Source organism: Escherichia sp. MOD1-EC5950 (assembly GCF_002965345.1).
GTDB lineage: Bacteria > Pseudomonadota > Gammaproteobacteria > Enterobacterales > Enterobacteriaceae > Escherichia > Escherichia marmotae.
This window is the reverse complement of the sequence record NZ_PTSR01000002.1, coordinates 121,265-143,342: the sequence shown is the minus strand read 5'-3', so window position 1 is coordinate 143,342 and position 22,078 is coordinate 121,265. Positions and strand designations below refer to the sequence as shown.

The window sequence follows — 22,078 nt, the reverse complement described above, 5'->3', positions numbered from 1 at the left end:
TGACGCATATTGTTTTTGGTTATTATCTGCGCAGTAAACGGTGGTATACTGTGCAGGTCTTGTCTACAAACGAGGATGCTATGTCTACTCAACTTGATCCCACCCAACTGGCTATGGAATTTTTACGCCGTGACCAGAGCAATCTTTCTCCTGCCCAATATCTCAAACGACTGAAACAATTAGAACTTGAATTCGCTGACCTGCTCACACTCTCTTCTGCTGAATTAAAAGAAGAAATCTACTTCGCCTGGCGTCTGGGCGTGCATTGATTGTGGTGTAATGCCGAAAGCTCGCCAAATCGACCTGGATTAACCTCCGTCCAGGCTCGACGGCTTCCTTAATGCTGCTTATTTTACCCGCTTGATCTCGCTTAAAAAGAATACAAATCGCAGTTTGTGTTAAAACGGTGGCCTGGTCTTATGAGATTATTCTTATCACCCCTTCAAGAGCTAAGCCACTGTGAGTGCCGGAGATAAGCGCCGGATGGGGTAGAAACCCTTAAGTCTGTGTCGAACAGACTTAAGGGTTTTCTTATTTCTGAACTCGCTACTTTTTTACCTATCCCTTAAATAGTCATTTTCGATACAACTTTTCCTTTTCCATCACCGCCTTAACTCTATTTCTATAATAATCATTATCTAACAATGAGATACCTAATTCTTAGCGTGCCTGTTAACCCACAAATCAGGGTCTATGCTTATTAAATGCAGGCAAAAAGCATGTTTTATGGGAAAGCCCCTGCGTTTGCTGGGTTGAACTGATAATCATTATCACTAACATGCTGTTATCCGCGGTAAGCGATTTAAGTGAGGTAAATCGATGGACATGCATTCAGGAACGTTTAATCCAGAGGATTTCGCCTGGCAAGGCTTAACGCTAACACCGGCAGCGGCAGCACACATCCGTGAGTTGGTGGCGAAGCAGTCGGGCATGGTCGGCGTGCGATTAGGTGTTAAACAAACGGGCTGTGCGGGCTTTGGCTATGTACTCGACAGCGTCAGCGAGCCGGACAAAGACGATCTGCTGTTTGAACACGACGGCGCGAAGTTGTTCGTCCCGCTGCAAGCGATGCCGTTTATTGATGGCACGGAAGTCGATTTCGTTCACGAAGGACTTAATCAGATATTCAAATTTCACAACCCGAAAGCCCAGAATGAATGTGGCTGTGGCGAAAGCTTTGGGGTATAGGCGGTACTATGTCTCGTAATACTGAAGCAACTGACGATGTCAAAACCTGGACCGGCGGCCCACTGAATTATAAAGAAGGATTCTTCACCCAGTTAGCCACTGATGAGCTGGCTAAGGGCATAAACGAAGAAGTGGTGCGCGCAATTTCGGCTAAGCGTAATGAGCCAGAATGGATGCTGGAATTTCGGCTCAATGCCTACCGCGCATGGCTGGAGATGGAAGAACCGCACTGGCTGAAAGGCCACTATGACAAGCTGAATTATCAGGATTACAGCTATTACTCGGCACCATCGTGCGGTAACTGTGATGATACTTGTGCGTCGGAACCTGGTGCCGTGCAACAAACGGGTGCGAACGCTTTTTTAAGTAAAGAGGTGGAAGCGGCATTTGAGCAGTTGGGCGTACCGGTGCGTGAAGGCAAAGAGGTGGCGGTGGATGCCATTTTCGATTCTGTTTCGGTTGCCACCACCTACCGTGAAAAACTGGCAGAGCAAGGGATCATCTTCTGCTCCTTTGGCGAAGCGATTCATGAACACCCGGAACTGGTGAGGAAATATCTCGGCACTGTGGTGCCAGGTAATGACAATTTCTTTGCCGCACTCAATGCGGCAGTAGCTTCCGATGGTACGTTTATTTATGTACCTAAAGGTGTGCGCTGCCCAATGGAACTTTCGACCTATTTCCGTATTAACGCGGAAAAAACCGGGCAGTTTGAGCGCACTATTCTGATAGCCGACGAAGACAGTTATGTCAGCTACATCGAAGGCTGCTCCGCACCAGTGCGAGATAGCTATCAGCTACACGCAGCGGTGGTGGAAGTCATCATCCATAAAAACGCCGAGGTGAAATATTCCACGGTGCAAAACTGGTTCCCAGGCGATAACAATACTGGCGGTATTCTCAACTTCGTCACCAAGCGCGCCTTGTGTGAAGGAGAAAACAGTAAAATGTCGTGGACGCAATCGGAAACCGGTTCAGCGATTACCTGGAAATACCCAAGCTGCATTCTGCGCGGCGATAACTCAATCGGTGAGTTCTACTCGGTGGCGCTGACCAGTGGCCATCAGCAGGCTGATACCGGCACCAAGATGATCCACATCGGTAAGAACACCAAATCGACCATTATCTCGAAAGGGATCTCCGCAGGGCACAGCCAGAACAGTTATCGCGGCCTGGTGAAAATCATGCCAACGGCAACCAATGCGCGCAATTTCACTCAGTGCGACTCAATGCTGATTGGCGCTAACTGCGGGGCGCATACTTTCCCGTATGTCGAGTGTCGCAATAACAGCGCGCAACTGGAGCACGAGGCGACTACGTCGCGCATTGGCGAAGATCAGTTGTTTTATTGCCTGCAACGCGGGATCAGTGAAGAGGACGCCATCTCGATGATTGTTAACGGTTTCTGCAAAGATGTGTTCTCTGAACTGCCGCTGGAATTTGCCGTTGAAGCACAAAAACTCCTCGCCATCAGTCTTGAACATAGCGTCGGATAAGGAATAAATATGTTAAGTATTAAAGATTTACACGTCAGCGTGGAAGATAAAGCTATCCTGCGCGGATTAAGCCTCGACGTTCGTCCAGGTGAAGTTCACGCCATTATGGGGCCAAACGGTTCGGGGAAAAGTACCTTATCGGCAACGCTTGCCGGGCGCGAAGATTATGAAGTGACGGGGGGGACGGTTGAGTTTAAAGGCAAAGATTTGCTTGAGTTGTCGCCGGAAGATCGTGCAGGTGAAGGTATCTTTATGGCCTTCCAGTATCCGGTGGAAATCCCTGGCGTCAGTAACCAGTTTTTCCTGCAAACGGCGCTCAATGCGGTGCGCAGCTATCGCGGCCAGGAAATACTCGACCGCTTCGATTTTCAGGATTTGATGGAAGAGAAAATCGCCCTGCTGAAAATGCCGGAAGATTTATTAACCCGTTCGGTTAACGTTGGGTTTTCCGGGGGCGAGAAAAAGCGCAACGATATTTTGCAAATGGCCGTGCTGGAGCCGGAACTGTGTATTCTTGATGAGTCGGACTCCGGGCTGGATATTGACGCATTAAAAGTGGTTGCTGATGGTGTGAACTCGCTGCGTGATGGCAAACGCTCGTTCATCATCGTTACGCATTACCAGCGCATTCTTGATTATATCAAACCTGATTATGTCCATGTTTTGTATCAGGGGCGAATTGTGAAATCCGGTGATTTCACGTTGGTCAAACAACTGGAGGAGCAGGGTTATGGCTGGCTTAGCGAACAGCAGTAACATGCTGCAACAGTGGCATCACTTGTTTGAGGTCGGAGGGGCGAAACGCTCCCCGCAAGCACAGCAGCATTTACAACAACTGCTGCGTACCGGACTGCCGACACGTAAACATGAGCACTGGAAATATACGCCACTGGAAGGACTGACCAATAGCCAGTTTGTCAGCATTGCGGGTGAGATATTCCCGCAACAGCGAGATGCTTTAGCACTCACTTTAGACGCCGTGCGGCTGGTGTTTGTCGATGGACGCTACGTGCCATCACTTAGCGATACGACCGAAGGCAGCGGCTATGAGGTGAGTATTAACGACGAACGTCAGGGACTGCCTGATGCCATACAGCCGGAAGTGTTTCTGCATCTGACGGAAAGCCTGGCACAAAGCGTGACACATATTGCCGTGAAGCGCGGTCAACGGCCCGCGAAGCCATTGCTGTTAATGCATATTACCCAGGGCGTGGCAGGTGAAGAAGTGAACACCGCCCACTATCGGCATCATCTGGATCTGGCGGAAGGTGCCGAAGCCACGGTGATTGAACATTTTGTCAGCCTGAATGACGCTCGTCATTTTACCGGAGCGCGGTTCACTATCAACGTTGCCGCGAACGCCCACTTGCAGCATATCAAGCTCGCGTTTGAAAATCCTGTAAGCCACCACTTTGCACATAACGATTTGCTGCTGGCGGGCGATGCCTCCGTATTTAGCCACAGCTTCCTGCTTGGTGGCGCTGTTTTACGCCATAACACCAGTACGCAACTCAATGGCGAAAACAGCACGTTACGTATTAATAGCCTGGCGATGCCGGTGAAAAACGAGGTATGTGATACCCGCACCTGGCTTGAACATAATAAAGGGTTTTGTAACAGCCGTCAGTTGCACAAAACCATCGTCAGCGACAAAGGGCGCGCGGTATTTAATGGTTTGATTAACGTCGCGCAGCACGCCATTAAAACTGACGGCCAGATGACCAACAATAATCTGTTGATGGGCAAGCTGGCGGAAGTGGATACCAAACCGCAACTGGAAATCTATGCTGATGATGTGAAATGTAGCCACGGCGCAACGGTCGGGCGCATCAATGACGAACAGATGTTCTATCTGCGTTCGCGCGGGATCAATCAGCAGGATGCCCTGCAGATGATTATCTACGCCTTTGCTGCTGAACTGACAGAAGCATTGCGTGATGAGGGGCTTAAACAGCAGGTGCTGGCCCGTATCGGTCAACGGCTGCCGGGAGGTGCAAGATGACTTTTTCCGTCGACAAAGTGCGGGCCGACTTTCCGGTGCTTTCGCGTGAGGTGAACGGTCTGCCGCTGGCTTATCTCGACAGCGCCGCCAGCGCGCAGAAACCGAGCCAGGTGATTGACGCTGAAGCCGGGTTCTATCGTCACGGCTATGCGGCGGTGCATCGCGGTATTCATACGTTGAGCGCCCAGGCGACCGAGAAAATGGAGAACGTGCGCAAGCGGGCGTCGCTGTTTATCAATGCCCGCTCGGCGGAAGAACTGGTGTTCGTTCGCGGTACAACGGAAGGCATCAATCTGGTGGCCAATAGCTGGGGCAACAGCAACGTGCGGGCGGGCGATAACATCATTATCAGTCAGATGGAGCACCACGCTAACATCGTTCCCTGGCAAATGCTTTGTGCGCGCGTTGGTGCAGAGTTGCGGGTGATCCCCCTCAACCCCGATGGTACGCTGCAACTGGAGACGCTGCCTAATCTGTTCGATGAGAAAACCCGCCTGCTGGCGATTACTCACGTGTCTAATGTGCTGGGGACGGAAAATCCGCTACCGGAAATGATTGCTCTTGCGCATCAGCATGGCGCAAAAGTGCTGGTGGATGGCGCTCAGGCAGTGATGCATCATCCGGTGGATATGCAGGCGCTGGATTGCGATTTCTACGTTTTCTCCGGGCATAAACTGTATGGTCCCACCGGGATTGGCATTCTTTATGTTAAAGAAGCCTTGTTGCAGGAGATGCCGCCGTGGGAAGGGGGCGGATCAATGATCGCCACCGTTAGTCTTAGCGAAGGCACCACCTGGGCCAAAGCGCCGTGGCGGTTTGAAGCAGGTACGCCCAATACCGGCGGCATTATTGGACTTGGCGCGGCGCTGGAATATGTTTCGGCGCTGGGGCTTAAGCACATTGCTGAGTATGAACAGAATCTGATGCATTACGCGCTGTCACAACTGGCAGCAGTGCCGGATCTTACTCTCTATGGCCCACAGAACAGACTTGGCGTTATTGCCTTTAATCTCGGTAAACATCATGCCTATGACGTCGGCAGTTTTCTTGATAACTATGGCATTGCTGTGCGTACCGGTCATCACTGCGCGATGCCATTAATGGCGTATTACAACGTGCCCGCTATGTGTCGGGCATCGTTGGCTATGTATAACACCCATGAAGAAGTGGATCGTCTGGTAACAGGATTACAACGTATTCACCGTCTGCTGGGATAACAGGGAGGCTCTATGGCTGTGTTGCCAGATAAAGAAAAATTGCTGCGTAATTTTTTACGTTGCACCAACTGGGAAGAAAAATACCTCTACATTATTGAGCTGGGCCAGCGTCTGCCTGAATTACGTGACGAAGACAGAAGTCCGCAAAATAGCATTCAGGGCTGCCAGAGTCAGGTGTGGATTGTGATGCGCCAGAATGCGCAGGGAATTATTGAATTACAGGGCGACAGCGATGCCGCCATTGTGAAAGGGCTTATCGCGGTCGTCTTTATTCTCTACGACCAGATGACGCCGCAGGATATTATTAATTTTGACGTGCGTCCGTGGTTTGAAAAAATGGCGCTCACCCAACATCTCACCCCGTCTCGCTCACAAGGTCTGGAAGCGATGATTCGTGCAATTCGCTCCAAAGCCGCTGCACTTAGCTAAACTAAAAGAACAGCTTTCATCCGGATGACTCACATTGCCGGATGGTCGATGTTTACTCTGGCCAGCACAGGAGTGTTTTGGCTTCAGGTAAGCAAAAGCACCATCCGACGTCTCAGCGTGAGTCTCCGGCAAATACAGGAGGTTTACAATGAAACGCGCGTCTCTGCTTACACTGACTCTTATCGGTGCTTTTAGCGCCATCCACGCGGCCTGGGCGGTAGATTATCCGCTTCCACCAACCGGAAGCCGACTGGTTGGGCAGAATCAAACCTATACGGTTCAAGAGGGGGATAAAAACCTTCAGGCTATCGCACGACGTTTTGATACTGCGGCAATGTTGATCCTTGAAGCCAATAACACCATTGCACCAGTACCAAAACCTGGCACGATGATAACCATCCCTTCGCAATTGTTATTACCTGATGCGCCGCGTCAGGGAATTATTGTTAACCTTGCTGAGCTGCGACTTTATTATTATCCGCCGGGAGAAAATATCGTACAGGTCTACCCGATAGGAATTGGTTTGCAGGGACTGGAAACGCCGGTGATGGAAACACGGGTAGGGCAAAAAATCCCGAATCCTACCTGGACGCCAACTGCAGGTATTCGTCAACGCTCACTGGAGCGAGGCATCAAATTACCGCCAGTTGTACCCGCCGGGCCAAATAACCCACTAGGACGCTACGCACTGCGCCTGGCGCATGGTAATGGCGAGTATCTCATTCATGGCACCAGCGCGCCGGACAGCGTTGGTTTGCGCGTCAGTTCGGGCTGTATTCGTATGAATGCGCCGGATATTAAAGCGTTGTTCTCCAGCGTGAGAACGGGAACGCCGGTTAAAGTGATCAATGAGCCGGTGAAATACTCCGTAGAACCGAACGGAATGCGTTATGTGGAAGTGCATCGACCGCTATCGGCAGAGGAACAGCAGAACGTTCAGACGATGCCGTATAAACTGCCCGTTGGTTTTACACAATTCAAAGATAATAAGGCGGTAGATCAGACGCTAGTTGATAAAGCATTATATCGTCGGGCAGGGTATCCGGTTGCGGTGAGCAACGGAGCGACGCCCGCAGCCAGCAATGCGTCCGCAGTTGAGTCAGCGCAGAATGGCGAGCCTGAGCAGGGAAATATGTTACGCGCGACGCAATAGCAGTCATTAGCAGGCAAAAAAAATGGCGCACAATGTGCGCCATTTTTCACTTCACAGGTACTATTACTTGCGGTATTTAGTAGCCATGTTGTCCAGACGCTGGTTAGCACGAGCTGCGTCATCTTTAGCAGCCTGAACGTCGGAACGCATTGCGTTCACGTCGTTGCTCAGCTGGTCAACTTTAGCGTTCAGAGTCTGAACGTCAGAAGACAGCTGATCGATTTTAGCGTTGCTGGAGCAACCTGCCAGCAGAGTAGAACCCAGGATTACCGCGCCCAGTACCAGTTTAGTAGCTTTCATTATTAATACCCTCTAGATTGAGTTAATCTCCATGTAGCGTTACAAGTATTACACAAACTTTTTTATGTTGAGAATATTTTTTTGATGGGAAGGCACTTATTTTTGATCGTTCGCTCAAAGAAGCATCGAACGCTGGGTTTTAGATAAAAAAATTGAGAGAAAACAGGATGCTTCCATCGGATTCATCTTAGATAAAGTGAGATTATATAGTGAAATCCGATTTGATTTTTTATTGTTTCTGATTATCGATTAAATAAAAAAAGCGCCCATCAGGGCGCTTCGATATACAAATTAATTCACAAAAGCAATATTACAGGACGTGAACAGATGCAGTGTTGGTAGTGCCGCTCGGGACAAGTGCGCCAGAAACCATTACTACAACGTCGCCTTTGTGCGCCAGACCGCTCTGCAGAGCCAGTTCTTTACCCAGACGATAGAAATCATCAGTAGAGGTGATTTCTTTAACCAGTTGCGGTACAACGCCTTTGCTCAACACTAATTGATGTGCAGTTTTTTCATTAGTGGTCAGGGCCAGGATAGTTGCATCCGGGAAGTATTTACGCACTGCACGAGCAGATTTACCGCCCTGGGTTGCGACGACGATCAGCGGAGCATCCAGTTTTTCAGCCGTTTCAACCGCGCCACGGCAAACTGCTTCGGTAATGCGTAGTTTACGGTTATCGTTGTTGAACTCGAGACGGCTGTTCATCACGCGGTCAGTACGTTCGCAAATGGTTGCCATGATAGAAACAGCTTCCAGCGGGTATTTACCTTTTGCGGATTCACCAGACAGCATGACTGCGTCAGTACCGTCAAGGATGGCGTTCGCGACGTCACCGGCTTCTGCACGGGTAGGACGCGGGTTTTTGATCATAGAATCCAGCATCTGGGTCGCAGTAATAACGACTTTACGTGCACGGATACATTTTTCGATCATCATCTTCTGGGCGAAGATAACTTCTTCAACCGGGATTTCTACGCCCAGGTCACCACGTGCAACCATGATGCCGTCAGAGGCTTCGAGAATTTCGTCGAAGTTGTTGAGGCCTTCCTGGTTTTCGATTTTGGAGATGATTTGGATGTTTTCGCCACCGTGCGCTTTCAGATGTTCACGGATTTCGATAACGTCAGAACGCTTACGGATAAAGGAAGCTGCAACAAAGTCTACACCTTGTTCGCAACCGAAGATCAGATCCTGTTTGTCTTTTTCAGCCAGTGCCGGCAGGGCAATAGAAACACCCGGCAGGTTCACACCTTTGTTTTCGCCCAGGTCACCGTTGTTCAGTACTTTACAGATAACTTTGTTACCTTCGATAGCGGTAACTTCCATACCGATCAGACCATCGTCAACCAGCACGGTGTTGCCGACGGACAGGTCGGTAGTGAAACCTTCATAAGTTACCGCAACCATTTCGCTGTTGCCGATAACAGATTTGTCAGTGGTGAAAGTAAAGGTCTGGCCTGCTTTCAGAGAAACGTCATTACCGCCTTCCAGTTTCATGGTGCGGATTTCCGGACCTTTGGTATCGAGCAGGATAGCGGCAGTTTTGCCGGTTTTGCTCATCACGTTGCGCAGATTCTGAATGCGCTGACCGTGTTCTGCATAGTCACCATGAGAGAAGTTCAGACGCATGACGTTCATGCCTGCGTCCAGCATTTTAGCTAACATCTCTTCAGATTCGGTTTTTGGTCCGATGGTGCAAACAATTTTGGTCTTTTTCATGACAGTCTTAGTCTTTAAGTTGAGAAGGATAGGAGAAACTTGCTTTCTGGGCGCACTGCCGGAAAGCGAATCCGGTATTACGAAAGTGATGATGCCTCGCTCTAAGGATAGGTGACATCGAAAAAGCGTGCAGAGGAATGTGTGCTTGTGTCTCAGCCCAACGTGAGTGCCTGTTTTTGAGTCGTTGAGTTCTACAGTCCAAAGTGCTGAAACCATTCAAGAGTCAATTGGCGCGCATTATACGCTGAATTTAATCCAAAAGGAAAACAAAAACAGCGTTTCAAAAAACAATCATCCATATTCACAATAAATTGTTATCAAAGATTTAACGTCCTCAGAAAGAGATTACGCAAAAACATCACTGTTTGCGCAACGTGAAAACGATAGCTGGAGAGAGAAGGTCTGCTGGCGCAAAGTCATACCATTCAACTGATACAATTAAAATAATTTATCGTGTTATTTGTTTGATTTTGTTTGTTTTTTGTTTAATTGATGAGATTGATATATGCTGATGACTGGCATGATAAATGGGTATGAATAATGGGCAACCGGACAAAAGATGACGAGCTGTACCGCGAAATGTGCAGAGTGGTAGGGAAGGTGGTTCTGGAGATGCGCGATTTGGGTCAGGAGCCAAAGCACATAGTCATCGCTGGTGTGTTGCGTACAGCATTAGCAAATAAACGTATTCAGCGTAGCGAATTGGAAAAGCAAGCGATGGAAACAGTTATTAACGCACTGGTGAAATAATTGTTCGGGGATGGAGTGCAATACTTCATCCTCTATTATTTTATTGCTCTATGAGGATTTGTTTTAAGAAAGGTATAAAAGGGAATTATCATAATTTCGATATGTATTTTAATTTATAGCGTATTGGCTGTAGTGCCTGTACTACGGCATGTCCGTGGATGATGGCCACCGTAAATACCAAAAGTAAAAAATAACCGAGTGGAAAGATATTACTGTGTGAGTCTTGCAAAGGAAAAATCATGGCTAATATTCTCGGTCCAGGTTGCAGCGCCGTGCTGGCATATCATGACGGCGAAAGAGTGCGCTTTGCCGTCGCCGTTGAAGGCGAAAATAATATTTGTGCCGGAGTTCGCTATCGTCTCAATGAGCAACATCAGTTTGTTGAGTGCTGATAACTTTACCTTTAATCAAACGTAAGACGCCGGCGTGAACGGGAAGCAGGCTTTGCGATGGCCTGTGCCATAGCCTTGCCAATTTCTGCACAAGCCGTAAGCCCCTGAACGAAAGGCTGGTCGTGCATCAGCCAGGGTAACGCGCCGAATGCCACGCGCCCCCGTAATTCTTCAGGCTGCTGTAACGAATAATCTTCACCAACATCAGGGATTTCCTCGCCTGTTTTCTGCAACTGTTCGCGCAGCCCAGGGAAAGGAATATCTTGTATTTTGAGTGGACGTTGACCCCGGGCATCAATAAAAACATCAAACGAGTAGCTGTTGTCTGCTGTTTTCAGAACGGTGTGCGTTTCGTTGGTTTCCATCTCGTAGTCCTCACCAAGGGCGAGAATATGAATGATCCCCGCCTCGCGCAAGGCCAGCAGGCGACGAATAGATTCTGAAGGGATTGCCGCATAATTATCGATAAAGACTCTGGCAAGTCCTTTACTGAATCGTTTATGGTCGTGTTCATTCAGATGCGGCACAATTTCCTGTACGGCTTCATGCAAACGCAGAATGGCATAACGCCAGGGGACAGTATGTTTTTCCCGTTTATTTTGCTCGACTTCGGCTAAGTTCTCTTCCGCCCAGCCAAAAGGATCATGTTGTTTACGCTCGGCAAACCAGGCTTGAGCAAAGGTATCTACATTGAGGCTCTCTAACGCTATACGTTGACTCCAGTCAGGATCGGCAGAACTAATTTCTTGTTGTATCAATTTGAATACCCGATCCAACAGACCGTCTGCACCTTTTTCTATTTCTCTATTTAAAGCCTGTTCTGTGACGATGCGTAATGGTTTGTAGGGGATAGGGCAATAGAAATCGGCTTCCGGCAAAATACCTGTACGGGACATCAACGTAATATGCAAATTTTCACTGTTACTATCGCGTTGAAAGCGAACGTGTTGATTATCTTCTTCAATAAACGAACCGTGCTGAATGGCAACCGCCATTGCTGCATCCAGTCCGCTCAAGGATGTGCCTATAATGCCGACGTTACAGGCATCAATTTTCGCTTCCAGTAATCCTGACCACGGGCTGGGGAAATACGTTCGGGTGACTTCTTCTTCATCAGGCCAGACGTGACCGGTAGCTATCAGCGCTAAATCAAACGTCTCTGTGAGTAGATCCTGATTTGTGGCAAGAATGACACCGGAGTCTGTGACCTGCAGATCGGTCACCTGACATGATTCATACACGTTTATCTCAAAATTCAACTGCCGGGCTTGTTCAACTAATTGTAAAAAGCAATTGCGAAAATACTCACCCAGCAGAATACGCGGTAAAAACTGGCGATCGTGCAAGGTATCTTTTTTAACGCCGTAACGTTGCAGGTGACTGGCCTCTTGCCTTTGTAACCATTCCAGATAAGTACAATAAATCGGTGGTATTTCAATACTGGCAATATTTGCCAGCATAATTTTAGAATTTTCTTCATCGCTGTACGGCATACCGACACCGGCTTCGTCGGCCTGCTCGAAGATGGAAATAGAAAGCGGCGTTTGTTGTTGTAAAAGTGAGAAGAAAGTATAAATCCCTGTTGGTCCGGCACCCACAATGGCGATTTTTTTCATTGTTACTTACCTGTGTGCATTCTTTCGAATTTAGCGTTATCAGATAAGTTTGGTTGAAATCTATATAAAATGAGAAATTTCAGACAGGGATGAAAAGGGCGCTAACCGCCCTTCATTAAGATCTGTCAGGCGAGTTTTGCCTGATTGATGTGACTCAGTGGCTCATTGACATCGAAAACTTTGGCAATAACTTCATCGACACCGAGATTTTTCAGGCGAGCTGTATGTTTGTCCAGATAGGCAAGAGCGCTTTTTTCATCAGCAAAGAGATAGATGCCACCGGCTTCGTGGTTCTTTTCACTTTCCGTCCACACCTTCCACAGAAAACCGGGTTCCTGATTAATCGACTCGGCAAGTGGTTTAAGCTGTTCGGCCATTTCATTGCCAAAGGGACCATTAAATGAAAAGTGAAGCTGTAACAAAGTCGCCATCGTTATTCTCCTTCTGATAACACATACGAAAATAGTGTAAGTCTTTTAACGTATTGGATACAGAGAATAAATAAGGGAATAAAAATGAGGATACCAGACTAAGAAAATCTGGTGCGTCCGAGTGGACTCGAACCACCGACCCCCACCATGTCAAGGTGGTGCTCTAACCAACTGAGCTACGGACGCAGGATGGTGCGTTCAATTGGACTCGAACCAACGACCCCCACCATGTCAAGGTGGTGCTCTAACCAACTGAGCTATGAACGCAACGTTGTAGGTGACAACGGGGACGAATATTAGCGGCAGAGTGGAAAGGTGGCAAGAGGTAAAACGTAATTTTCTGCACCATTTCGACCGTTTGCAGAGCTTTTAAGCAAATTGTCTATATTTTGTTGATTTTAAAGGGCAGTTTTTGTTCAGAGTCATATTTACATCTGACACAGTCAATGGCCTCGCGCATCAGGATGTAAACCGTGCCGTTTGCCTCCATATCAATTCTGGCGTGGATAAATCCTTCGTAGCCTTTACACTTAGGTGGTGATAAGGGCACACAGATGCAGCAAAGGAATAAATCATGGGATCTGATGAAAAAAATTTGATGAGCGACGGGAACGTGCAAATTGTTAAGACAGGCGAGGTCGTCGGTGCGACTCAACTTACGGATGGTGAGTTGATTATTGAGGCTGGCGGAAGGGCAGAAAACACCATAGTGACTGGTGCGGGCTGGCTGAAAGTGGAAGCAGGCGGGATCGCCAGGGGGGCACAGTACGGCAACAATGGCACGTTATCAGTCAGTGACGGGGCCATTGCCACAGATATTGTTCAGTCCGACGGTGGAGCAATTAGCCTTTCAACGCTCGCCACTGTTAATGGCCGCCATCCTGAAGGTGAATTTAGCGTTGATCAGGGCTATGCCTGCGGTTTGTTGCTGGAGAACGGCGGTAACTTGCGCGTACTGGAAGGTCATCGGGCAGAAAAAATCATTCTCGATCAGGCTGGTGGTTTGTTGGTTAACGGAACAACTTCATCTGCAATAGTGGATGAAGGCGGTGAATTGTTGGTTTACCCAGGTGGAGAAGCTTCCAACAGTATGATTAACCAGGGCGGTGTCTTTATGCTGGCGGGGAAAGCCAGCGATACGACACTTGTGGGCGGTGCCATGAATAATCTTGGTGGAGAAGACATCCACACCCTGGTTGAGAATAGCGCCGTTTATCGCCTGGGGACGGACGGTCTACAGCTCTACAGTTCCGGTAAGGCCAAAGATTTGGCGGTGAATACGGGAGGACGGGCTGAAATTCATGCGGGGACGGTGGAAAATGTGGTGGTGAAAGGTGGCACGATGATTGTCATGTCTCCCACCAGCGCGGACGATAAATTTGTAGTGGAAGAGGATTGTGCGCCAGTTGAACTGATGGGTAACGTCGCCGTACAAGAAAGTAGCTCTTTGATTATTGGTTATGGTGCCGATTTACAGCAGTCAACGGTTACGGTACAGCAGGGTGGCGTGTTAATCCTCGATGGTAGCACGGTGAAAGGTGACAGTGTCACTTTTCGTATTGGAGAGTTAAAGCTTGACGGTGGAAAAGTGTGGCTGATCACGGCGGCAGCAACGCATGTACAACTGAAAGCGAAAAGCCTGCGCGGAGAAGGAACGATCTGCCTGCAAACCAGTGCGAAAGAGATTTCGCCTGACTCTATCAGTGTGAAAGGGGAAGTTAGCGGTGATATTCACGTTGAGATAACGGATGCCAGTCGGCAACCTGTCTGTAGCGCGCTTAAACTTCAGCCAGACGAAGACGGGATTGGCGCAACGCTCCGGCCTGCATGAAAACAAAGGCGCAACCCGCGAAGGTTGCGCCTTGTCTTTATTAACGAGCGGCTCGTTGCAGAATAATGGCTGACGGTAAACGTTGCAGAAAACGCATACGCAGCATCATCATAATGGCAGCAGAAGTCAGGCCGATAATAAAACCGATCCAGAAGCCTGCTGGCCCCATTGGTTCAACCACCAGATCGGTCAGAGCCAGAATGTAGCCGCTCGGCAAACCCAGCACCCAGTAAGCCGTAAAGGTGATATAGAAAATGGAACGCGTATCTTTATAACCACGCAAAATCCCACTGCCGATCACCTGTATGGAGTCAGAAATCTGATACACCGCTGCCAGTAACATTAAGTGAGCCGCCAGCGTCACAACCTCTGGGTTATCGTTATACAACAGGGCGATTTGCTCCCGCAGTGAAATCGTGAAAATTGCGGTCAGAGTCGCCATACAAACGCCAACCATAAGCCCTGTCCGTGCGGCTGTTTGTGCATCCAGCGTCGAACCCTGGCCCAGACGATAACCTACGCGGATGGTTACCGCTGCAGCCAGTGACATTGGAAGAACGAACATCAACGAACTGAAGTTCAGTGCAATCTGGTGGCCTGCCACATCGACAATACCGAGTGGGGATACCAACAGCGCCACCACAGCAAACAGCGTCACTTCAAAGAACAGCGCCAGCGCGATAGGAAGACCAAGTTGCACCAGGCGTTTCATGGCGGCTGGATCCGGTTTAGCGGTGCCTTTTTCGTTGCGGATATCGCGCATGGAGCGGGCACGTTTAATATAAGAAACCATAGCGAGGAACATCACCCAATACACAGCCGCAGTCGCCACACCACAGCCGACGCCACCGAGTTCTGGCATCCCAAAATGACCATAAATAAAGATATAGTTCACTGGAATGTTCACCAACAGGCCAATAAAACCCATCACCATCCCAGGTTTGGTTTTTGCCAGACCTTCACACTGGTTACGTGCGACCTGGAAGAATAGATAGCCCGGTGCGCCCCACAACAGTGCTCGCAGATAACCTACCGCTTTATCAGCGAGCGCCGGATCGATATTTTGCATGGAGCGGATGATATAACCCGCATTCCACAGTACCACCATAATGAGCACTGAAACGAAACCGGCAAGCCAGAAACCTTGTCGCACCTGGTGCGCAATGCGCTCACGGCGACCAGAACCATTTAATTGCGCGATAACCGGCGTTAATGCCAGTAGCAGTCCGTGGCCAAAGAGGATGGCCGGAAGCCAGATTGACGTACCGATAGCCACCGCCGCCATGTCGGTGGCACTATAGCCGCCCGCCATCACGGTATCGACAAAACCCATTGCGGTTTGGGCGATTTGCGCGAGAATCACCGGGATTGCTAATGCTAATAACAGACGCGCTTCACTGATATACTTCTGCACGTGAACACCTTTTATATTGTTGTTATATGAGAGACTAAAAAGCCGCCTGAATGGGCAGCAAAAAGAAGAAGCAGGGGAAATTCAGTCTATTGTAGCGAGGATTTATTAATTCTCCAGTGAAAAAATAACCATTCAGCCCCCTTTACTGGCAAGGGTGTTTCCCACCTGCTATTGTGCTGAACAGAATGCCTTAACTGATTTCAGGAGTTGTAAGTATGTTTACGGGGATAGTGCAGGGCACTGCAAAACTGGTGTCGATTGACGAGAAACCAAATTTTCGTACTCATGTGGTTGAGTTACCTGACTACATGCTTGATGGTCTGGAGACCGGTGCGTCTGTAGCACACAACGGTTGTTGCCTGACCGTGACGGAAATCAACGGTAACCATATCAGTTTTGACCTGATGAAAGAGACGTTACGCATTACCAATCTTGGCGATTTACAGGTTGGGGATTGGGTAAATGTAGAACGTGCGGCGAAATTCAGTGATGAAATAGGTGGGCATTTAATGTCGGGTCATATTATGACCACCGCCGAAGTCGCGAAAATATTAACCTCTGAAAATAATCGCCAGATCTGGTTTAAAGTGCAGGATAGTCAGTTGATGAAATATATCCTGTATAAAGGATTTATCGGAATCGACGGTATTAGCCTGACCGTAGGCGAAGTAACGTCGACCCGTTTCTGTGTGCATTTAATTCCGGAAACGCTGGAACGTACCACCCTCGGTAAGAAAAAACTCGGCGCGCGTGTCAATATCGAAATCGATCCACAAACTCAGGCAGTGGTAGATACAGTAGAACGTGTGCTGGCAATGCGTGAGCAGGCCTTGAATCAATAAGATACTGAAGCCTGATTTGAAATGACATCGCCCCCAAAACGGGGGCGATAGAATGACATTTAGCGTGCAACCCGAAGACCGCTTTCGATCCCACGTGAGAACACCACTTGCCAGAGCTGAATATCGCGGGCGCGGAAAGCACCAGCGCAAGCATTCAGATAATAGGTAAACATCCGTTTAAAGCGCTCACTGTAGTTATCAGCAATTTCTGGCCATGCGGCGAGGAATCGCTCATACCAGGCCATTAACGTGGTGTCGTAATCGGCACCAAAGTTATGCCAGTCTTCCATCACGAAATGCGGTTCGCTGGAGCGAGCAATTTGCCGAACAGAGGGCAGACAACCGTTCGGAAAAATATATTTATTTATCCACGGGTCAACATTCAGGTCGGTTTTTTTCGAGCCGATAGTATGCAACAGGAAAATACCTTCCGGTTTCAGATTACGATCCACCACTTCGAAATAGGTATCGTAATTTTTCGGCCCGACATGTTCGAACATTCCAACCGAAACAATACGGTCAAACTGGTCGTTCAGGTCCCGGTAATCTTGCAGCAAGATGGTGACATCCAGACCTGCGCAGCGCTCCTGAGCCATTTTTTGCTGTTCGGCAGAAATCGTGACACCCACCACACTTACGTCATAATTAGACGCCATGTAATGTGCCAGACCGCCCCAACCACAGCCAATATCCAGTACGCGCATACCCGGTTTTAACTGCAATTTTTCACAGATCATTTTGAGCTTCGCTTGCTGGGCTGATTCCAGATTATCGGCATCTTTCCAGTAAGCGCAGGAGTATTGCATGAAGGGATCAAGCATGCGGCTAAACAAGTCATTACCGAGATCGTAATGCTCTTTGCCAACTATCCAGGCACGTTTTTTACTTTGTAGATTGAAAAGGCGTGCACCAGCAATGCGCAGTGTGTCTTTGAAATGATGGGGGAGTTGGTTTTCGAGACCTGCGCGCAAGACCTTGCTAAAAAACATATCCAGTCGGTCACATTCCCACCAACCATCCATATAACTTTCGCCTAACCCTAACGATCCTTCTTGCAGGACGCGTTTAAAAAAATCGGGGTTTTTAACACGAATATCTGCCGGAGCAGGGCCATTAATAGCAATGCCAGCACGGCTAAGTAATTCGTTGGCGATACGATACCAGTTGTCATCCGGTACACTGACTTCTTCTATACACGATGAACTCATAGTTTCTCCATCACTGGTCGGTGATCAGAACCTTAAAACAGCGTAGACGCTTTTTGGGCTTTGTGAGAAATCTCGCAGAAAAAACCGCGAGTCTATAATCCGACGTAGAACAGAGGGAAAGGAGGAACCCTTGCCGAAATGACCATCCATAGTAAACCGGGAACACTCCTGTCCCCGTAGAAACATAATATTTATCGTAATCTTAACAACTGAAAATTAGTATAGGCCGCTAATTTCAATCATACAACAAAATTTTGTTAGCGGCCTAAGTATAAAGATATCGATATATATCAATGCGATTCACTATGAGCGACTTCGGCATTGCTTTGATTCTGGCAGTCTCGTTCTTTACAACGTTGCATCATGTAACCCAGAGCGGCCAGCACCACAGTTGATAACATCACGCTAGTGGTGGTGAACAGAGGTGTGCTAACGCTGATAAGCCAGGAAACCACCAGGCTTGCGAGGAAGCACAGTCCCAGTTGCAGAGTGTTCTGCAAGGCTGCGGCGCGTCCGGTTGCATGTGGGAAGGGCCGCAACGCCTGTGCGACAACAATCGGGTAGATTGCGCCGTTGGCAATCGCCATCACACAGAATGGGACCAGAATTTCGACCAGTGAAACATGGCTAATGAATCCTGCCGCCCAGGTTGCCACGACGCTGACAGCAAACAGCATCAGTAGCCACGGCAACAACTGCTTACCTTGCCATTTCTGCAACGCGGCGCGACAGCCATAACCACCAATCAGAAACGCAATAGTTTGCGGGACATAACTTAAACCAATGACGGCCGGGCTGTAACCCATTTCGCTAAGGATGAACGGAGAACCGGTCAGCCAGGCAAAGAAACTGGCTGAACAGGCAGCATAAATCAGTACGTTTCCGCGATAGATTTTTGAACGCAGCAGATCGGTAAAGGTCAGACCATCCTGGCTATCATTACGTGCTTTAGTCGTGGGTTTAAGCCAGAAAATGGGCAGAATCAGTACTACGGTAATGGCAAACAGGGTGGCGAAAATCGCCTGCCAGGAAAAATGGACCAGCAGCCAGCTACCTAAAAGAGGAGCAAGCGCCGGAGACAGCCCCACTAACGGCATGATAGTGGCGAAAATACGATTCACTTTTTGTGAAGGGTAGTAGTCCGTCACCAACGCCTGCCAGATAACTGCCGCGGCGCAGACCCCCACAGCTTGCACGAACCGCAATACCAGCAGAGTGACGGCGTTTTCCACCCATAACATCCCCAGACTACCCAGAGCAAAAATTGTCAGGCCGATCAATAACACCGGTTTACGACCATATCGGTCGGAGAGCGGCCCCCACAAGAGCTGGGCTGCGGCAAAACCGGCAAGGAACAGACTAAGGCTGGCACTGACAGCAGACGCAGGCGTTTGCAGATCGGCCTGAATGGCGGCGAAAGCAGGCAGATACATATCGGTTGCCAGAAAACCGAGTACGCTCAAACCCGCCAGCCAGACTAAAAATCTTTTCCCAGGTTGCATGTATATTCTCTAAATCTCTCAATTAAACACCGTCGCAAAGTGTAGGGAGTGAAATTCGTGTTGTGAAACGGTAATATTTGATGACTGGTTTCAAAAATTTTGCAGGCAAACTATGTGGTCTGAGTATTCTCTCGAAGTGGTTGATGCGGTGGCGCGTAATGGTAGTTTTAGCGCCGCGGCCCAGGAGTTGCATCGCGTTCCTTCTGCGGTCAGCTATACCGTTCGTCAGTTGGAAGAGTGGCTGGCAGTGCCGCTTTTTGAAAGGCGTCATCGTGACGTGGAACTGACCGCTGCCGGGGCGTGGTTTCTCAAAGAAGGGCGTTCTGTTGTCAAAAAAATGCAGATCACTCGCCAGCAATGTCAGCAGATAGCGAACGGTTGGCGCGGTCAGTTAGCCATCGCGGTAGATAATATTGTCAGGCCAGAACGCACGCGGCAGATGATTGTTGATTTCTATCGCCATTTTGATGACGTCGAACTTCTGGTTTTTCAGGAGGTGTTTAACGGTGTCTGGGATGCGCTTTCCGACGGACGTGTGGAACTGGCGATTGGTGCGACACGGGCGATTCCGGTAGGTGGGCGTTACGCCTTCCGTGATATGGGAATGTTGAGCTGGAGTTGTGTTGTTGCCCGCCACCATCCGCTTGCGTCGATGAATGGGCCGTTCAGCGATGATACGTTGCGCAACTGGCCGTCACTGGTGCGCGAAGACACGTCACGGACGCTGCCCAAACGTATTACCTGGCTGCTCGATAACCAAAAGCGCCTGGTTGTCCCGGACTGGGAATCATCGGCAACCTGTATCTCGGCCGGGTTATGCATTGGCATGGTGCCGACCCATTTCGCTAAACCGTGGCTGAACGAGGGGAAGTGGGTAGCATTAGAACTGGAAAATCCATTCCCTGATTCGGCATGTTGTCTGACCTGGCAGCAGAATGATATGTCGCCTGCGTTAACCTGGCTGCTGGAGTATCTCGGTGATAGCGAGACGCTGAATAAGGAATGGCTGCGGGAGCCGGAAGAGACTCCCGCAACGGATGATTAACGACGATAGTCGCGGAACGGGCCGTCAGCCACGGAGCGGCGTTCAATAAGCCGCGGATGAACTTCAATTGACTGCGGTTCTTCGCGTTTGTTGACGATACGATCCAACAGCATGTTGAACGCCGTTTCGCCCAGCGAATCTTTTGGCTGATGGATAGTCGTCAGCGCCGGAGTAAAATAACGGGCGTTGCGCACGTTATCATAACCGATCAGCGAAATATCTTGCGGTACGCGCAGACCCATTTCATCAGCGGCGCAAAGTGCGCCCATAGCCATGATATCGCCGCCACAGAAGACAGCAGTAGGGCGGTGCGGTTGCGACAGGATTTGCTGCATGGCGCGATAACCCGATTCAGGCTCAAAGTCACCCTGCACAATCCAGTTTTCCGGCACCTTGATCATGGCTTCTTCCATCGCTTTCATAAAACCCGCCAGACGGCCAGCGCCGGTGTTGCGCTCCAGCGGACCAGGAATAACGCCAATTTCGCGATGACCGCGTTCAATCAGATAGCGCCCGGCCATGTAGCCGCCTTCAAAAGCGTTATCGATAACTGCATCGGTAAAGTCCGCTTTTGCTTCGCCCCAGTCCATCACCACCATCGGGATATGGCGATACTCTTCCAGCATCGCCAGCAATGGTTCCGGATACTCAGAACACATGACCAGCAGGCCATCGACGCGTTTTTGCGCCATCATCGACAGATAGGCCCGCTGTTTCTCAAGATTGTTCCACGCATTGCCCAGAATCAGTGTGTAGCCTTTCTGGAAGCAATTTTTTTCTACCGCTTCAATGATCTCGGCAAAATAGGCCGCTTCGCTGCTGGTCGCCAGCAAACCGATAGACTTGGTGTGGTTAACCTTCAGGCTACGCGCCACCGCGCTAGGAGAGTAGTGTAATTCTTTAATCGCTGCCCACACAGCGTTACGAGTCTCTTCCGCGACAAAACGCGTTTTGTTTATAACGTGTGACACAGTTGTAGTGGAAACGTTTGCTCGTTTCGCTACATCTTTTATTGTTGCCATTCCATTTCACTCCAGACCCTAACTTCAGCTCCTGCAAAATCGCAAGGTAAACGTTTGCCTTTACACACCTTACGCACAACGAAAGTGTTGCGGTACGCCGGAAAAATGACACGGAGCGTCAGGAAGGGGTCAATGGCCAGTACGCAAATAGTGTAAGCGTGGAATTTTGGCCGATCTTGATGAAAAGGGGAAGTAGTAAAAACACTTATCATTATAAATGCCGGGAGATTTTTTCATCACACTGTGTAAAAATGAGTAATATCATTTTTTGTGTGGTAATAAAAAAGGAGAAAACTTGATGAGCACCGACCTTAAATTTTCATTGGTAACAACCATTATCGTTCTTGGTTTGATCGTGGCAGTGGGTTTGACTGCCGCGCTGCACTGATTTCCCCTCGAGGGAGCGCGTTCTCCCTCGCATCTCTCTCCTCTTTGTTAGCAAAATGGCAAAAGTGTTTTCTCTTTTTGTTATTTTCATTCTTTTGTGATTGATGTCATGCTTTCGCCACTTTGATGA

Annotated in this window: 22 protein-coding genes, 2 tRNA genes and 2 pseudogenes; 15 read left to right on the top strand and 11 right to left on the bottom strand. The window is 49.1% G+C overall.

The features are described 5' to 3' along the window. Nucleotides 1-80: 80 nt before the first annotated feature. From BEA93_RS02935 to ldtE, 8 genes are all read left to right on the top strand, one after another. Complete coding sequence (locus BEA93_RS02935) at nucleotides 81-269, top strand: YdiH family protein (RefSeq protein WP_001516321.1); 189 nt, start codon at nucleotides 81-83, stop codon at nucleotides 267-269. 550 nt (nucleotides 270-819) lie between these two features. Continuing rightward, the gene (sufA, locus tag BEA93_RS02930) at nucleotides 820-1,188 is read left to right on the top strand and encodes a Fe-S cluster assembly scaffold SufA (RefSeq protein WP_000367150.1); all 369 of its coding nucleotides are present in this window, start codon (nucleotides 820-822) and stop codon (nucleotides 1,186-1,188) included. 8 nt (nucleotides 1,189-1,196) lie between these two features. Beyond that, a complete protein-coding gene (gene sufB / locus BEA93_RS02925) occupies nucleotides 1,197-2,684 on the top strand; it encodes a Fe-S cluster assembly protein SufB (protein ID WP_001516322.1) in 1,488 nt (495 codons plus the stop codon). A gap of 9 nt (nucleotides 2,685-2,693) precedes the next feature. Beyond that, nucleotides 2,694-3,440, top strand: a complete 747-nt coding sequence (sufC, locus tag BEA93_RS02920) for a Fe-S cluster assembly ATPase SufC (protein WP_016248669.1) — start codon at nucleotides 2,694-2,696, stop codon at nucleotides 3,438-3,440. Continuing rightward, nucleotides 3,415-4,686 (top strand): Fe-S cluster assembly protein SufD, encoded by a 1,272-nt coding sequence (gene sufD, locus BEA93_RS02915; protein ID WP_105224316.1) that lies wholly within the window; start codon nucleotides 3,415-3,417, stop codon nucleotides 4,684-4,686. The genes sufC and sufD overlap by 26 nt, the downstream gene beginning before the upstream one ends. Then, on the top strand, nucleotides 4,683-5,903 hold the full coding sequence (sufS, locus tag BEA93_RS02910) for a cysteine desulfurase SufS (RefSeq protein WP_000144599.1): 1,221 nt from the start codon (nucleotides 4,683-4,685) through the stop codon (nucleotides 5,901-5,903). Before sufD ends, sufS begins: the two co-directional genes overlap by 4 nt. Before the next feature lie 12 nt (nucleotides 5,904-5,915). Next, nucleotides 5,916-6,332 (top strand): cysteine desulfuration protein SufE, encoded by a 417-nt coding sequence (gene sufE / locus BEA93_RS02905; protein ID WP_105224317.1) that lies wholly within the window; start codon nucleotides 5,916-5,918, stop codon nucleotides 6,330-6,332. 148 nt (nucleotides 6,333-6,480) lie between these two features. After that, entirely contained in the window at nucleotides 6,481-7,485 is a 1,005-nt protein-coding gene (ldtE, locus tag BEA93_RS02895; protein ID WP_000817073.1) for a L,D-transpeptidase LdtE, read from the top strand. Nucleotides 7,486-7,548: 63 nt separating this feature from the next. Here ldtE and lpp read toward each other — a convergent pair whose 3' ends face one another. The 3 genes from lpp to ynhH all read right to left on the bottom strand — a co-directional run bounded on the left by lpp (nucleotide 7,549) and on the right by ynhH (nucleotide 9,710). Continuing rightward, on the bottom strand, nucleotides 7,549-7,785 hold the full coding sequence (lpp, locus tag BEA93_RS02890; RefSeq protein ID WP_000648420.1) for a murein lipoprotein Lpp: 237 nt from the start codon (nucleotides 7,783-7,785) through the stop codon (nucleotides 7,549-7,551). Nucleotides 7,786-8,095: 310 nt separating this feature from the next. Beyond that, nucleotides 8,096-9,508, bottom strand: a complete 1,413-nt coding sequence (gene pykF / locus BEA93_RS02885; RefSeq protein ID WP_000751442.1) for a pyruvate kinase PykF — start codon at nucleotides 9,506-9,508, stop codon at nucleotides 8,096-8,098. Nucleotides 9,509-9,515: 7 nt separating this feature from the next. Continuing rightward, the gene (gene ynhH, locus BEA93_RS26045) at nucleotides 9,516-9,710 is read right to left on the bottom strand and encodes a protein YnhH (RefSeq protein WP_242664678.1); all 195 of its coding nucleotides are present in this window, start codon (nucleotides 9,708-9,710) and stop codon (nucleotides 9,516-9,518) included. A gap of 338 nt (nucleotides 9,711-10,048) precedes the next feature. On the opposite strand from ynhH, the gene fumD reads away from it, so the two are divergent. The 3 genes and pseudogenes from fumD to BEA93_RS25175 all read left to right on the top strand — a co-directional run. After that, a complete protein-coding gene (gene fumD, locus BEA93_RS02880) occupies nucleotides 10,049-10,258 on the top strand; it encodes a fumarate hydratase FumD (RefSeq protein ID WP_000528337.1) in 210 nt (69 codons plus the stop codon). Nucleotides 10,259-10,380: 122 nt separating this feature from the next. Beyond that, nucleotides 10,381-10,449 (top strand): annotated as a pseudogene (locus BEA93_RS25540) (ferredoxin-like protein); the annotation flags it as partial. A 54-nt stretch (nucleotides 10,450-10,503) separates the two neighbouring features. Beyond that, nucleotides 10,504-10,650 (top strand): annotated as a pseudogene (locus BEA93_RS25175) (protein YdhT); the annotation flags it as partial. Nucleotides 10,651-10,661: 11 nt separating this feature from the next. On the opposite strand, the gene BEA93_RS02870 reads toward BEA93_RS25175, so the two are convergent. The 4 genes from BEA93_RS02870 to BEA93_RS02855 all read right to left on the bottom strand — a co-directional run bounded on the left by BEA93_RS02870 (nucleotide 10,662) and on the right by BEA93_RS02855 (nucleotide 12,964). Next, nucleotides 10,662-12,266 (bottom strand): FAD-NAD(P)-binding protein, encoded by a 1,605-nt coding sequence (locus BEA93_RS02870; RefSeq protein WP_001516324.1) that lies wholly within the window; start codon nucleotides 12,264-12,266, stop codon nucleotides 10,662-10,664. 125 nt (nucleotides 12,267-12,391) lie between these two features. Then, nucleotides 12,392-12,697, bottom strand: coding sequence for a monooxygenase (locus tag BEA93_RS02865; RefSeq protein ID WP_001516325.1), 306 nt, complete (start codon nucleotides 12,695-12,697; stop codon nucleotides 12,392-12,394). A gap of 109 nt (nucleotides 12,698-12,806) precedes the next feature. Beyond that, nucleotides 12,807-12,883 (bottom strand) — tRNA-Val (locus BEA93_RS02860). 4 nt (nucleotides 12,884-12,887) lie between these two features. Then, a tRNA-Val gene (locus tag BEA93_RS02855) sits at nucleotides 12,888-12,964 on the bottom strand. 307 nt (nucleotides 12,965-13,271) lie between these two features. On the opposite strand from BEA93_RS02855, the gene BEA93_RS02850 reads away from it, so the two are divergent. Next, nucleotides 13,272-14,528, top strand: coding sequence for an AIDA repeat-containing protein (locus BEA93_RS02850; RefSeq protein WP_000534319.1), 1,257 nt, complete (start codon nucleotides 13,272-13,274; stop codon nucleotides 14,526-14,528). A gap of 40 nt (nucleotides 14,529-14,568) precedes the next feature. Here the strand turns inward: BEA93_RS02850 and mdtK are convergent, their stop codons facing one another. Continuing rightward, the gene (gene mdtK, locus BEA93_RS02845) at nucleotides 14,569-15,942 is read right to left on the bottom strand and encodes a multidrug efflux MATE transporter MdtK (protein ID WP_001174974.1); all 1,374 of its coding nucleotides are present in this window, start codon (nucleotides 15,940-15,942) and stop codon (nucleotides 14,569-14,571) included. 215 nt (nucleotides 15,943-16,157) lie between these two features. On the opposite strand from mdtK, the gene BEA93_RS02840 reads away from it, so the two are divergent. Continuing rightward, entirely contained in the window at nucleotides 16,158-16,784 is a 627-nt protein-coding gene (locus BEA93_RS02840) for a riboflavin synthase (RefSeq protein WP_000493961.1), read from the top strand. Between the two features lie 59 nt (nucleotides 16,785-16,843). Here BEA93_RS02840 and cfa read toward each other — a convergent pair whose 3' ends face one another. Next, nucleotides 16,844-17,992 carry a cyclopropane fatty acyl phospholipid synthase gene (gene cfa / locus BEA93_RS02835; RefSeq protein WP_000098885.1) on the bottom strand — a complete coding sequence of 383 codons (1,149 nt, stop codon included), beginning with the start codon at nucleotides 17,990-17,992 and terminating at the stop codon, nucleotides 16,844-16,846. Between the two features lie 290 nt (nucleotides 17,993-18,282). Beyond that, on the bottom strand, nucleotides 18,283-19,494 hold the full coding sequence (gene punC / locus BEA93_RS02830; RefSeq protein ID WP_016261990.1) for a purine nucleoside transporter PunC: 1,212 nt from the start codon (nucleotides 19,492-19,494) through the stop codon (nucleotides 18,283-18,285). Nucleotides 19,495-19,606: 112 nt separating this feature from the next. Between punC and punR the strand changes: the two genes are divergently transcribed. After that, entirely contained in the window at nucleotides 19,607-20,539 is a 933-nt protein-coding gene (gene punR, locus BEA93_RS02825; RefSeq protein WP_000269487.1) for a DNA-binding transcriptional activator PunR, read from the top strand. On the opposite strand, the gene purR is transcribed toward punR, so the two are convergent. After that, entirely contained in the window at nucleotides 20,536-21,561 is a 1,026-nt protein-coding gene (purR, locus tag BEA93_RS02820) for an HTH-type transcriptional repressor PurR (protein ID WP_000190977.1), read from the bottom strand. The genes punR and purR overlap by 4 nt on opposite strands. Nucleotides 21,562-21,859: 298 nt before the next feature. Between purR and cydH the strand changes: the two genes are divergently transcribed. Further along, nucleotides 21,860-21,949: a cytochrome bd-I accessory subunit CydH gene (gene cydH, locus BEA93_RS02810; RefSeq protein WP_000102278.1), complete on the top strand. Its 90-nt coding sequence runs from the start codon at nucleotides 21,860-21,862 to the stop codon at nucleotides 21,947-21,949. Nucleotides 21,950-22,078: the final 129 nt, after the last annotated feature.